This window comes from Vicinamibacteria bacterium (assembly GCA_035620555.1).
Taxonomy (GTDB): domain Bacteria; phylum Acidobacteriota; class Vicinamibacteria; order Marinacidobacterales; family SMYC01; genus DASPGQ01.
Genome location: DASPGQ010000090.1, coordinates 1 through 12,436, shown reverse-complemented (window position 1 = coordinate 12,436; position 12,436 = coordinate 1). Strand labels below are relative to the sequence as shown.

The window sequence follows — 12,436 nt, the reverse complement described above, 5'->3', positions numbered from 1 at the left end:
GTGGATGGACCCCCACTCCAAGTCACTCGAACAGCGGGCGTCCGACGCGGTTACCGACTCTTAATCCATTGCAAGTGAATGGGTTGTCCGTTTTGGGACCGCCCCGTCCGGGTATGTCCGAACGTCCGCGCCTACGTCGTGTGACTTATTGAGAATAAAGAAGTTACGAAACCGAGCTTTTCAAACCTTTAGCTCGAAACCCTCACTTTATTACGTAACATATTGAATCCAAACATCTTACGTTGCGTTGATGACTTGGCATCCCGGTTGCAATAAGGGCGAGCAACGTCTTTGTGACGTGCGGGGATCCCATTCGGGATGCCGAACAAAAAGGAGGAAGGGGAATGATTCAGATGAACGGGTTGATTCAGCAAATGGTTCGCTTCTTGAGAGAAGAGGACGGACCGACGGCCGTGGAGTACGCGCTCATGCTCGTGCTCGTGGCTCTCGCGGTCGCGCTCGCGCTGCCGAACATTTCGCAAGCGGTCATTGCCATCTTTACCGCCATGGCGAACGCGCTCGCGGTTCCGTAAGAAACAGGCTGCCATCTGAGCGGCGGCCCTGGACCGTCGGGGCCGCCGAAAGATGGGCGATTCAACATCAACTTTTCATTTCCAACGGAAACTCATGCCAACCACAGTGATCATGCTCAGTGCCGTCGCCGCCGGGTATTGCGACGTCCGCTGGAGACGGATACCCAATTGGCTGGTGGCGGCAACCATCGCTCTTTGTCTCGCTTCTCACGGTTTGATAAACGGTGTATCGGGCCTTCGCATGAGCGCCGCCGGGCTGGTGCTCGGTATCGTGTTGTTGTTTCCGCTTTTCCTCCTTCGAGGTATGGGAGCGGGCGACGTCAAGTACTTCGGGGCGATCGGCGCGGGCGTCACTTACCAGCATGTTTTCACGGTGCTGGTGATCTCCCTCGTCATCTCCGGTCTCATGTCTCTGTACAAAATTCTGAAGCTGCGCCGCATTCGCGAAAGCCTTTCGAACATCCAGGACTTGATCAACCAGTTCCGTCACGGTCATTTGAAGCCCCATCCCGTGGTGGGGATCGACAACGAACAGGCCCTGCTCGTTCCGTTCACCCTCGCGAGCGCGCTCTCCACCTGGCTCGTCATTCTTTTCGTCCCATGAGGCACTTCATGAGAACGAGATCGAGAGAAATTCGAAGCGGAGAACGCGGGGTCGCGGTCGTGGAATCCGCCCTCACGCTTCTGACCTTCTTCGTAATGTTGTTCGGACTCATGGAAGGCGCGCGCTTTCTCAGCGTTCAGCAGATGATCAGCAACGCGGCTCGAGAAGGCGCACGGCTCGCGGTGCTCCCCTTGGCGGGCACCAGCACGATGCCGACCGATGCGGAGATTCAGGCACGCGTTCAGACCTACCTGGACGCTGCGGCGATCAGCGGGGCGACCGTGACCGTCCAGCGCCCGATCCTGATTCCCACGACGGGAGTCATGGGTGAGTACACCCGAGTTCGCGTGACCTTGAACTATCAACCGATATCGCTGGCGATGTTCAGCAATCTTTCCGTCACCCTGAGCGGTGAATCCTTGATGCGCGATGAAACGAGTCCTTAGAAAGAGTCGAGAGTCCCGAGGCGCCGTCCTGATCGAGATGGCGATCATGCTGCCGTTCATGACGCTTCTGTTTCTTGGCGTCGTCGACATGGGTCTGGTGATCTGGGAGCACCAGATCGTCCAGAACGCAGCACGCGCCGGAGCCCGATTTTCGGCGCTCCCGAGAAACTGGATCAATCCGAGCAACCCCGGCGTCACCGTCGACGACATCCGTCAGAGGGTCGTCGACTACCTTCTCGAAGAAGGCATAAGCGTCAACATGGCCGATATCTCGGTCACCCAGAATTATCCCATCAACGTGGGCGCTTTGACGTTGACCGCTTCCGAGGTGTCGGTGACCTATACCCGGCCTCTGCTGCTCTCGGGCGGGGGGCTGATTCCGTTTGCACAGGTAACTCTGCATGGCAGATCGGTGTTTCGAAACCTTTACTAGAAAAAGACCGCGGCACTCATTGCCCGGTGGGGAGAAAAGGTCATGAACAGGGCGAGAATGTTGGCTTTGGCGGCGGTTTCGCTGGTCCTGAGCTTCGTCGTTTCAATCATTGCTTACAATATTCTGAGGAATATCACCGAGGCGAAAGGCAACGAGATCAAGGTCGTCGTCGCCGCCGAGCGGATCCCACTGGGAAGTCGGATACAGCGAACGCAGCTTCGCACCGTGTCCTGGCCGCAATCGGCTCCCCTCGAGGGTTCCTTCGCCGACCCCGAAGAGCTCGTGGGCCGCGGCGTGGTCGTTCCGATCGCCGCGAGCGAGCCCATCATGGTGTCCAAGCTGGCTCCGAAGGAGGGCGGCGCGGGATTGTCCTGGGCCATCCCCGAGGGGCTTCGTGCCGTCGCGGTCAGAGTCGACGAGGTCATCGGCGTAGCCGGCTTCGTGCTGCCAGGAACGAAGGTCGACGTGATCCTGACCGGGTCTCTCGATCGCCAGCGCGGATCGGACACATCCAAGGTGATTCTCGAGAACGTGCAGGTCATGTCGGCAGGCTCACAAACCGAACAGGGCGAGGATGGCGCCGCGTTCGACGTCACGGTTGTGACGCTGCTCGTGGCCCCCGAGGACGCCCAGAAACTGGCACTGGCGGCCTCGGATGGTCGCATCCAGCTCGCTCTGAGGAACCCCCTGGACGACTTGCACTCCGACCCGGCAGCGGTCAAGAAACCCGCACTCTACGGGGGATCCTCGATTCCGGTCGACGAGGCGCAGCCCAAGATTCGTCGAGCGACGAGGGTGGTTGCCCCCCCCAAGACCATAACCATCGAGCTCATCCAGGGACAGGAGCGACAGAAGCTAACTTTCGAATAGTCCAGCAACCGATCTTCCTCCGGTCGGGTGGACAAATAGGGAGCGCACATGAATCTAAAAATTTCTTTGATGGCAGCGCTGGCTCTCCAGGCGACGATCGTCGTCGCCGGGGAGGAGGGAACGCGGCCCGCGGGCAAGATCTCGCTCTTGCCCTGGTCCGAGTCGGCACCGTCTCCCGCAGCGCTCTTTCAGATACCGATCACCGTCGGCACCGCTTCCGAAAGCCTGAGTCTGCTCACGGGCAAGTCGCTCGTGGTCACGTCGGAGCGTCCGCTGACCCGTGTGTCCGTCACCGATCCCGCGATCGCGTCGGCCACGATCGTGACCCCGAACCAGGTGCTGATCCATGGACATCAGCCCGGGGCGGTAACTCTCGTCCTCTGGGACGACGACGAGGAGATGCGCTTTTTCGATCTGAGCGTGAGTCTCGACGTCACCAGCCTGCAGGAGAAGATCTCCGAGCTTCTCGGCGGCGAGAAAGTTCAGGTGACGGCGTCGGGCGCTTCGGTAGTTCTCACCGGCACGGTTTCTTCCGTAGCCGCCGGAGAGCGCGCCGTCGCTCTCGCCCAGGCGCACGCGGCGAATGTCGTCAACCTCATGACCGAGGTGGGCGAGCAAGTCATGCTTCACGTCCGCTTTGCCGAAGTGGATCGCGCCGCGATCCAGGAGTTTGGTTTTTCGCTGTTCAGCATGGGTGCGGGCAACACGATCGGGTCCCTCAATACGGGTCAGTTCGAGGGCCTGGCCGTGAATGCCGGAGCGATCCCCGCGGATACGAACCGCGGTAGCGACCCCGATGCAACCAATCTCGTCAGCGATTCGAAACGCGTGGGCCTCGACGACGCCGCGGCCGTGTTCGGTCTCAGCGACTTGCTGAACGTGTTCCTGTTCCGACCCGACCTCAATCTCGGCGTCGTGGTCCGGGCGCTCGAGCAACAGAATCTCCTCGAGATCCTGGCCGAGCCGAATCTGGTCGCGCAGAACGGTCGCGAGGCGAGCTTCCTCGCGGGCGGAGAGTTTCCCTTCCCCGTCGTTCAGGGTATCAGCGGAGGCCTTCCCGCCGTCACCATCGAGTTTCGCGAGTTCGGCATCCGGTTGAACTTCACGCCCACGGTGGCGAACGACGGCACCATCCAGCTCAAGATCGCCAACGAGGTCAGCGCGCTCGACTTCGGTAACGCGCTCACGATCTCTGGGTTCGTCGTACCCGCGCTCTCGACCCGGAAGGCGGAGACCGAGGTCCAGCTCATGGATGGACAGAGCTTCGCCATCGCCGGGCTCATGGACAACCGTCTCAGCGAGGTCGGTTCCAAGATCCCCTGGCTGGGTGACATCCCCGTTCTCGGAAAGCTGTTCCAGAGCCGGTCGAAACAGCGGAACAATCAGGAGCTTCTCGTGCTCATCACGCCCGAGCTGGTCGAGCCCTTTCGAATCGGCGCAGAAGTTCCCGGCCCCAAGTTCCCGAAGCCCTTCCTCGATCGAGAGGAGTTCGATCGCGAGAACGACGGCCGCCCGCCGAGCGACGAGAGCCCATCTCAGCAAGAAAACGCGCCAGCCGATCCGTCGGAAACTCCCGCTCCGAGCTCTCAGGAGAATCCACAATGAAAGCCTTGGTCAACCGGTGGCGTAGACGCGAACGCGGGTACGTCATCGTCACCGTCGCGCTGGTGCTGTTCGTTCTCTGCGGCTTCGTCGCTTTCGCGCTCGATTGGGGTTTGGTTCTGAGCGCGCGGACGGCGTCACAGCGGGCCGCGGACTCGGGAGCGCTCGCCGGAGCCTTCACCTTCGTGACCCAGCCGTTCTCTCCTCAGCCGGTCACGGCGGAGCAGCACGCTCTGGAGGCCACCATCACCAATACGAACCTCGACGGCGCGATCGACCCGTCGGAGGTCTCGGTCACCGTCGACGTGGCGAACCGGCGGGTCACGGTCGACATCGATCGGGCCGAGGACATGTACTTCGGGCGGGTCCTCGGATGGAACCAGACCAACGTGGCGGTCCGCGGCATCGCCGAGGCATCGGCGGTATCCACGGGCGCTTCCTGCACCAAGCCCTGGTTCATCCCGAACAGCATCCTGAGTGGTCAGCCGTCGTGCGACGCCTGCAGGGACGGCCGCGTGTTCGTCTTGCCCGACGGCACGGTTTCCCCCTGGGCGTCGACACAGATCGGATATCAGTTCACTGTCAAGCCCGGCAATCCACAAAATTCGCTCGCCCCGGGCCAGTTCTACGCCATCGCGATGCCCGGCTCCATGGGCGGCGCCGACTACCGCGACAACATCGCCCGCTGTGCGCCGGGAAATGTCTACTGCGCCAACACCTATACCGTCGAGCTGGGCAACATGATCGGCCCGACCAAACAAGGCGTTCTCGAGCTCATCGGACCCAATCCCGACTCCTATGTCGCGGTGGGGCAGTACATGACCCAAAACGGCCTTTCCGATACCAGCCACCAGCTGATCGTTGCGCCCATCTGGGACGAGTGCGCGATGCCGAACTTCTGTCCGGGCGGACAGCTGCCCGACTCGGGCCGGAACCTGCAAATCCCCGTCGTGGGTTTCGCGCTTCTCTTTCTCGAAGGGGTGCAAGGAAACGACGTGATCGCCCGCCTCATCTGGGTCTCGGGCTGCGGCGGCGGGGGCGGCGGCGGCGGTGGACCTGGGAGCGGACCCGAGCCGCCGGAGACTGGCCCCTACTCGATTCCGGTGCGCCTGATCAGAACGCAATGATGACGCGAACAAATTCGAATGAGGTGATGAAGACAATGTCAGCGAACGACGTTAGCATCGGAATACTTTCGCCTTCGGAGGCCGATCGCGAAGTGTTGCGCCACCAGGTCGAGGGACTCGGTGTCGCAACGGTGAGCATCGAGGTCGACCAATACTGCAAGACGCCGGGCGACCGCCAGACGGCGCGCTTCGTGGACAGCAAGCCCGACATCGTGATCGTCGATCTCGAAGAGCAGCAGGCCGCCATGGAAAGCCTCAAGCTCCTTCATGCGGCGATCCCCGAGAGCTGGCTGTTCGTGACTTCGGCGCGACGGGAGTCCGAGCTCATCATCGAAGCGATGCGAGCGGGCGCCCGCGAGTATCTCTTCAAGCCCATTCCTCCGCGGAGCCTGGCCCAGGCGCTCGACCGCTTCATCGCCGAGAGGAAACGCGCGCTACAGAGCAAGGTGAAGGGCAAGGTCTACTGCGTCACTTCCGCCAAAGGGGGTTCCGGCGCCACCACCGTCTCCATCAACCTCGCGACGTCTCTCGCGCAGGTCGCGGAAGGAAACGTCGCGCTACTCGACTTGAACACACCCGTGGGTGACGCGGCCGCCTATCTCAACTTGACGCCCCAGTACACCGTATCGGATGCGCTGGCTGCCTCCTCGCGGCTCGACGCGGTTCTGCTGGAAAGCTTCATGGCCGACGCGGGCGGATTCGACGTGCTCGCCGGCCCCAAGGAGTTCTGGCCCGAGCCCACACCCGGCGTCAACGGGCAAGCCGGTACCAGCGCCCTGTCCCGCCTGCTCGAGGTGGTCTCCGAGACCTACGGCCACACCGTCGTCGACATGACGACCTATATCGACAAACAGTGGCTCCAGCTGGTTCTCGGGGTCGCTTCGCGTTCCGTGGTCGTGCTCACGCCGGAGCTTCCGGCGCTGTGGAGAACCAAGCGTCTCATGTCGTATCTGGCGACCTGCTCCGACACGAAGTCCACGCACCTGGTGCTCAACCGCAGTCGCAAGTCCGACGAGATCACCGAGGCGGAGATCGAGCGCGCCTTGAAGCACCCGGTGTACTGCAAGCTTCCCAACAACTACAACGCGTCGATCGAAGCCATCAATACCGGCAACCCGATCGTTTCGAAGAACCACTCCTCGCTGGCGGCGAGCTACGAGGAGCTCGCCCTGCGTCTCACGGGGCAGGAAGCGCGACCGAAGTCGAAGAAGCTGTTCGGGCTGTTCAACCGGAATGGGAGGAGCGAATAATGAACGACGACAAGAGGATTCGCGAGCTCAAGAACCTGCTTCATCGCCGGGTTCTCAACGAGGTCGACCTCGAGAGCCTCGACCGGCTCAGCGAGAAAGCCGCCCGCGAACAGGTATCGTTCCTCATTCGTGAACTGCTCGAGAAAGAGAACACGCCTCTCGCGCTCGCCGAGCGAGAACAGGTGGTGAGGGAGATTCTCGACGAGTTCTTCGGATACGGGCCCATTCAGCCCCTTCTCGACGATCCGAGGGTGTCGGATATCCTCATCAACGGATCCGACAACGTTTACATCGAGTGGAACGGCGTGCTGGACAAGACGGACGTCAAGTTCGACGACGATCAGCACGTCATGCGCATCATCGAGCGCATCGTCGCTCGAGTGGGTCGACGGGTCGACGAGTCCACGCCGATGGTGGATGCGCGTTTGCCCGACGGCTCGCGGGTCAACGCGATCATTCCGCCTCTCGCCCTCGATGGCCCGATGGTCTCGATCCGGCGTTTCGGACGCGATCCCCTCAAGGCCGCCGATCTGGTGGAAAAGAACGCTCTGACCGAGGAGATGTTGACGGTCCTGAAGGCCTGTGTCCAGGGACGGCTCAACATCCTGATCTCCGGCGGAACCGGCGCGGGAAAGACCACGCTCCTGAACGCTCTTTCCGCTTTCATCCCCACCAAGGAGCGAATCGTGACGATCGAGGACGCCGCCGAGCTCCAGCTCAAGCAGGAGCACGTGGCGCGGCTCGAGACCCGACCTCCCAATATCGAAGGCAGGGGAGAGGTCAAACAGCGTCAGCTGGTCATCAACTCCCTTCGTATGCGTCCCGACCGCATCGTCGTCGGCGAGGTTCGCGGCGAAGAGGCCATCGACATGATGCAGGCGATGAACACCGGCCACGAGGGATCGATGACCACGGTCCACGCGAACTCGCCTCGCGACGCGTTGCATCGTCTCGAGACGATGATCGCGATGTCGGGCCTCAATCTTCCCGACAAGGCGGTGCGTTTCTACATCGCCTCGGCCATCAACGTGGTCATCCAGGTCGCGCGACTGGCCGACGGAACGAGAAAAGTGACCAACATCTCCGAGATTACCGGGATGGAAGGCCAAACGATCACCATGCAGGATCTCTTCGAGTTCAAGCGCCGCGGCTTCGACGAGAACCAGAAGGTACGAGGAGAGTTCGGGCCCACCGGAATCAGGCCCAAGTTCACCGAGAAGCTTCTCGCAGCCGGCATCCAATTACCGACCGAGCTGTTCCTGCGCCCCGACTTTGCCGAAGCCGGCTAACGAAGGACGAGCCATGACTATAGGAATCATCGCCACTCTGACGTTCCTGTCGGTGCTCGGCATGTCGGTGAGCACACTGTACTTCCTGGTCGAAGCGCCTGCGGCGAAAAGGAAGATGCGAACCCGGCTCGCCACTGCCCAGCAGCTCTTCGCCGGAACCCCGGTAGACAGCGAAACGCTGCTCCTCAACGACGATCTTCTCAGTGAGATCCCGACGCTCAACCGGATACTGTTGCGCACTCCCTGGGTGCAGCGCGTCCAGGCCATGTTGACGCAGGCCGCTATGGACGTGCGGGTCGACCGGTTTCTCTTCATTTCGCTGGCGTTCGGTCTCGGCGGCCTGTTCATCGGAGCGGTGGTTCGCTACCCTCTCGCCGGAACCATCATCCTCAGCGGTCTCACCGGCGCGATTCCCACCGCTTACGTCGCGTTCAAACGCAAGCAGCGATTCTCCCGGTTCGAGGAGCTTTTCCCCGACGCCATCGATCTGCTGGCGCGTGCGGTGAGGGCGGGACATGCCTTCACCAGCGGCTTCGAGCTGATCGCGAAGGAAATGCCCAAGCCGATCTCCGACGAGTTTCAAATCACTTACGAGCAGCAGAACCTGGGAATGCCGTTGCGCGAAGCCCTGGACAACCTGGGGCGCCGCGTACCCATGCCCGACGTATGGTTCTTCATCTCCGCGCTCCAGATTCAGCGCGAGACCGGCGGCAATCTCGCCGAGATCCTGGACAAGCTCTCCTACGTCATCCGCGAGCGGTTCAAAATCCTCCGCCAGGTCCGGATTCACACCGCGGAAGCTCGGGTCTCACTCTACATCTTGACGGCGATCCCGCCGGTGACCGCGATCCTGCTCTACGTCGTGAATCGCGAGTACATGATGACTCTGGTTCGCGAGCCTCTGGGGCACATCATCATCTTGACCGCCATCGTGCTCCAGATCGTCGGCTATCTCGTGATGCGCAAGATCACCGAGCTCGAAGTATAGGAGAACATGGAAATGTCGCTCATCGCCATCGTGGCCATCATCGGAGCGCTTGCCTTCCTCGGGACCTACGCCGCCGCCTATGCGATCGCCGGACGCCTCAGCACCATGGAGCAGAGGTTCCGGGAGCTTCGCGCTCAACCGACGGAGACTGCCGGCTGGCGGGGTTACGTCGACAAGTCCCAGCAAATGCTCCAGAAGCTGGGCAAGATGATTCCCCGCTCTCCCAACGAGCTCTCGCGACAGGAAAGACGGTTGGTCCAGGCCGGCTATCGCCGGCGCGACGGCGCCACGCTGTTCGTGGGCTTCCAGCTCGCCCTCGGGGTCACGTTCGTGGTCATTCTCGGCGTGACGGGGCACCTCTGGGAACATTTCTTCCTGTACGCGTTCATTTCCATGTTCCTGGGCGCGGCATTGCCCGATATCTGGCTGGCGTTGAAGGGCCGGGCTCGCAGACGCGCCATCCAGAAGGCCCTGCCGGATGCGCTCGACCTCGAAGTGGTATGCGTCGAGGCGGGTCTCGCGCTCGACCAATCCCTGATGCGGGTCGGAAAAGAGATCAATAGAAACTACCCCGAGTTCAGCAGCGAGCTCCGGCTCATGAATCTGGAGCTCAACGCGGGGAAATCACGCACCGAGGCGCTCCGCCACCTGGCGGATCGAACCGACGTAGACGACCTTCGAGCCCTCGTGGCGGTTCTCATTCAGTCGGATCGTTTCGGTACCAGCATCGCCGATTCGCTCCGGGTCTATTCGGACGCGTTCCGGACGAAACGCAAACAGCGCGCCGAAGAGCAGGCAGCCAAGATGGGCGTGAAGATGATCCCGCCCCTTTTCTTCTTCATCCTTCCGGCCACGTTCGCGGTCGTCGTGGGGCCGGCGGTCATCCGGATCGCCATGAACCTCCTGCCCATTCTCCGCGTGCCCCAGTAGGTGAAGCGTGAGACCGAGCCACGCCCGGCCCGAAGGCGCGATCATCGAGGCGCCCCTATTGCGATCGCCGAGGAGCGAATCCTCGATCGTGACCTCGGGCCGCTTTGTCCGCTTGACCGACGTGGTGATTGCGGCAGTGTGGCTCGGCTACGCCTGGGCCACTCTTGGAGTGTTCCGGGAAACGAATGCAATCGTGCCGTTGATTCTGCTGGTGAGGAACAGCACACTCACGCTGCTCTTCCTCGCGAGACGGCCGGCGAAGGTGCAATCGACGAGCGCTTTCGAGTGGGGGGTGGCGGTGCTCAGCACCGTCAGCGGCTACTTCTTCGATGGGGGAACGCTCGTCGCGAGCGGCTTCGCTCTCCCGCTCATGGTCGCCTCCGCTGTGCTCATGACCGTCTCGATACTCGCGCTCGGGAGGTCGTTCGGGATCGTTCCCGCCAACCGGGGCATCAAGACCGGCGGACCGTACCGTTTCGTTCGCCATCCGATGTATTCGTGCTACGTCCTGTTCGATCTCGGCTACGTGATGGGCGCGCCATCGGCGCGCAACCTGCTCGTTCTCGTCGCCGTCGTCGCGAGCCTGTTCGTGAGAGCGCGCTACGAAGAGCGGATCCTCCGTCGCGATCCCGACTACGAGGCCTACGCCGAGCGCACGCCGTCGATGTTCGTACCCGGTCTGCTGTAATGCGAGCGCTCAGCAGGCGGAGCCTCGCTAGCGTTTGACGAGATTCGGGCGCCCATTTACACTGAACGTCAGTCGTCTTGTTTTCACTTGGAGGCCCCAATGCCTAGTCGTCTCGTGCTCGGCCTCGTGCTGACGGCGGTGGCGACTCCCACCGTCGGACGATCTCAAACAATGAAGGCCGCCAGAACGGTCTGGGCGACCGAAGCAGCCGAAGTTCCGGCGCTCGCCACCGAGGTCGAGCGGATGCTCGATGCCGGTCTTCTAGCAATTGCCCGCCGGCAACGCGACGGACATTTTCCCCGTCGGACGCACGAGCGGATGAACCAATTCCATGCGGGAGTTCGCGTCTTTGGCGGGCAGCTCGTCTGGCAGCGCGAAGGACAGAGAGTTCTGTCGATTACCGGGAACCTCTTCGACGACATCGATATCGACACGACGCCGAGCTTGACCGCGGACGACGCCGCGCGCCGCGCGCTCGAAGGAGCGGCCGGGGACACGCGCCTCGTGGGAGGTCCGGAGCTCGTGATCCTCCCTCTCCAGGAGCGCTACGTCCTGGCCTACTCTCTTCACCTGCGCGGCCGTACGGGCGATGGCCCCTTCGGCGATTCGGTGTTCGTCGACGCCCGCTCGGGCGCCATCCTTTTGCGCTACAGCGATCTCCACACTCAGTCCGCCGTGGGTCTCGGAATCGGCACTTGGGAGGACGAGAAGAAGCTGAGCGTCGAGATGGCCGCGGGAACGAATCGAGCCGTCGACATGCTCCGGCCCTTCGGGATCAAGACCTTCGACGTGGGTTTCGACTTTCTTTCATGGAATTCCTTCATGGCGGACACGGATGAGTTTCTCGCCGTCGACTCGGACAACGAATGGGAGGACGGGGCCGTCGTCGACGCCCACGCGAACTCCGGCTTCACCTACGACTATTACTTCAAACGGCATGGACGCGAAGGAATCGACGACGAAGGTCTCGCAGCCATCAACTTCGTCCACTTTTTCCCGCAGAGCTTCGGCTATAACAACGCGTTCTACGATTCCCGGGACAACAGCATGAACTACGGAGACGGCGACGAAGAGACCTTCAACTTCTTCTCTTCCGCGCTCGACGTCGTGGCGCACGAGCTGACGCACGGGGTCACCGATTTCAGCTCCGAGCTCATCTACCTCAACGAGTCCGGCGCTCTGAACGAAGCCTTTTCCGACATCATGGGTACTTCGGTGGAGTTCTTCTTCGAAGAGGAGGGTGACGAAAGACAAACAGGGGATTGGCTTGTGGGAGAAGACCTCTACTATGACTTTGGCCCTTACATCCGCTCGATGGAGGATCCCGCGAGCATCGGCGATCCCGACCACTATAGCGAGCGGTGCCTCCCCCCGGTCTGCACGCCGGACGCGGAAGGCGACTGGGGCGGGGTCCACATCAACTCGAGCATCGTCAACCACGCTTTTTATCTCATGGTCGAGGGCGGAACGAACGAAACGTCGGGCATCGAGGTCGAGGGCCTGGGGATGGACGAGATGGAACGGATCGAGTCGATCTTCTACCGTGCGTTCGTCTTCTATCTCGTCCCGAGCTCAAACTTCAGTCAGGCCCGGGAGGCGACGCTCGTCGCCGCGCGCGAGCTCTATGGTGAGGGGAGCGTCGAGGAGCAGACCGTGGCGGCTGGCTGGGATGCCGT

At 61.8% G+C, this 12,436-nt stretch carries 13 protein-coding genes; all 13 read left to right on the top strand.

Going from position 1 to position 12,436, the window contains the following annotated elements:
• Positions 1–344: 344 nt before the first annotated feature.
• Positions 345–533: a Flp family type IVb pilin gene (locus VEK15_03675; GenBank protein HXV59768.1), complete on the top strand. Its 189-nt coding sequence runs from the start codon at positions 345–347 to the stop codon at positions 531–533.
• Positions 534–627: 94 nt separating this feature from the next.
• Positions 628–1,137 (top strand): prepilin peptidase, encoded by a 510-nt coding sequence (locus VEK15_03670; GenBank protein HXV59767.1) that lies wholly within the window; start codon positions 628–630, stop codon positions 1,135–1,137.
• A gap of 8 nt (positions 1,138–1,145) precedes the next feature.
• Positions 1,146–1,583 (top strand): TadE/TadG family type IV pilus assembly protein, encoded by a 438-nt coding sequence (locus VEK15_03665; GenBank protein HXV59766.1) that lies wholly within the window; start codon positions 1,146–1,148, stop codon positions 1,581–1,583.
• Complete coding sequence (locus VEK15_03660; protein ID HXV59765.1) at positions 1,567–2,016, top strand: TadE family protein; 450 nt, start codon at positions 1,567–1,569, stop codon at positions 2,014–2,016. The genes VEK15_03665 and VEK15_03660 overlap by 17 nt, the downstream gene beginning before the upstream one ends.
• 42 nt (positions 2,017–2,058) lie before the next feature.
• On the top strand, positions 2,059–2,886 hold the full coding sequence (gene cpaB / locus VEK15_03655) for a Flp pilus assembly protein CpaB (GenBank protein HXV59764.1): 828 nt from the start codon (positions 2,059–2,061) through the stop codon (positions 2,884–2,886).
• A 48-nt stretch (positions 2,887–2,934) separates the two neighbouring features.
• A complete protein-coding gene (locus VEK15_03650) occupies positions 2,935–4,491 on the top strand; it encodes a pilus assembly protein N-terminal domain-containing protein (GenBank protein HXV59763.1) in 1,557 nt (518 codons plus the stop codon).
• Positions 4,488–5,615, top strand: a complete 1,128-nt coding sequence (locus VEK15_03645) for a pilus assembly protein TadG-related protein (GenBank protein HXV59762.1) — start codon at positions 4,488–4,490, stop codon at positions 5,613–5,615. The genes VEK15_03650 and VEK15_03645 overlap by 4 nt, the downstream gene beginning before the upstream one ends.
• A 26-nt stretch (positions 5,616–5,641) precedes the next feature.
• A complete protein-coding gene (locus VEK15_03640; protein HXV59761.1) occupies positions 5,642–6,865 on the top strand; it encodes an AAA family ATPase in 1,224 nt (407 codons plus the stop codon).
• On the top strand, positions 6,865–8,154 hold the full coding sequence (locus VEK15_03635; protein HXV59760.1) for a CpaF family protein: 1,290 nt from the start codon (positions 6,865–6,867) through the stop codon (positions 8,152–8,154). Before VEK15_03640 ends, VEK15_03635 begins: the two co-directional genes overlap by 1 nt.
• A gap of 13 nt (positions 8,155–8,167) precedes the next feature.
• Positions 8,168–9,142 carry a type II secretion system F family protein gene (locus tag VEK15_03630; GenBank protein ID HXV59759.1) on the top strand — a complete coding sequence of 325 codons (975 nt, stop codon included), beginning with the start codon at positions 8,168–8,170 and terminating at the stop codon, positions 9,140–9,142.
• Between the two features lie 12 nt (positions 9,143–9,154).
• Positions 9,155–10,072, top strand: a complete 918-nt coding sequence (locus tag VEK15_03625) for a type II secretion system F family protein (protein ID HXV59758.1) — start codon at positions 9,155–9,157, stop codon at positions 10,070–10,072.
• 7 nt (positions 10,073–10,079) lie between these two features.
• Positions 10,080–10,760 carry an isoprenylcysteine carboxylmethyltransferase family protein gene (locus VEK15_03620; protein ID HXV59757.1) on the top strand — a complete coding sequence of 227 codons (681 nt, stop codon included), beginning with the start codon at positions 10,080–10,082 and terminating at the stop codon, positions 10,758–10,760.
• Between the two features lie 99 nt (positions 10,761–10,859).
• On the top strand, positions 10,860–12,436 hold a 1,577-nt coding region (locus tag VEK15_03615; GenBank protein HXV59756.1), incomplete at its 3' end, for a M4 family metallopeptidase.

Bases quoted from the DNA above. Each gene is read 5' to 3' on its own strand.
- VEK15_03675 (HXV59768.1), top strand. From the start codon at position 345: ATGATTCAGATGAACGGGTTGATTCAGCAAATGGTTCGCTTCTTGAGA.
- VEK15_03670 (HXV59767.1), top strand. From the start codon at position 628: ATGCCAACCACAGTGATCATGCTCAGTGCCGTCGCCGCCGGGTATTGC.
- VEK15_03665 (HXV59766.1), top strand. From the start codon at position 1,146: ATGAGAACGAGATCGAGAGAAATTCGAAGCGGAGAACGCGGGGTCGCG.
- VEK15_03660 (HXV59765.1), top strand. From the start codon at position 1,567: ATGAAACGAGTCCTTAGAAAGAGTCGAGAGTCCCGAGGCGCCGTCCTG.
- cpaB (HXV59764.1), top strand. From the start codon at position 2,059: ATGAACAGGGCGAGAATGTTGGCTTTGGCGGCGGTTTCGCTGGTCCTG.
- VEK15_03650 (HXV59763.1), top strand. From the start codon at position 2,935: ATGAATCTAAAAATTTCTTTGATGGCAGCGCTGGCTCTCCAGGCGACG.
- VEK15_03645 (HXV59762.1), top strand. From the start codon at position 4,488: ATGAAAGCCTTGGTCAACCGGTGGCGTAGACGCGAACGCGGGTACGTC.
- VEK15_03640 (HXV59761.1), top strand. From the start codon at position 5,642: ATGAAGACAATGTCAGCGAACGACGTTAGCATCGGAATACTTTCGCCT.
- VEK15_03635 (HXV59760.1), top strand. From the start codon at position 6,865: ATGAACGACGACAAGAGGATTCGCGAGCTCAAGAACCTGCTTCATCGC.
- VEK15_03630 (HXV59759.1), top strand. From the start codon at position 8,168: ATGACTATAGGAATCATCGCCACTCTGACGTTCCTGTCGGTGCTCGGC.
- VEK15_03625 (HXV59758.1), top strand. From the start codon at position 9,155: ATGTCGCTCATCGCCATCGTGGCCATCATCGGAGCGCTTGCCTTCCTC.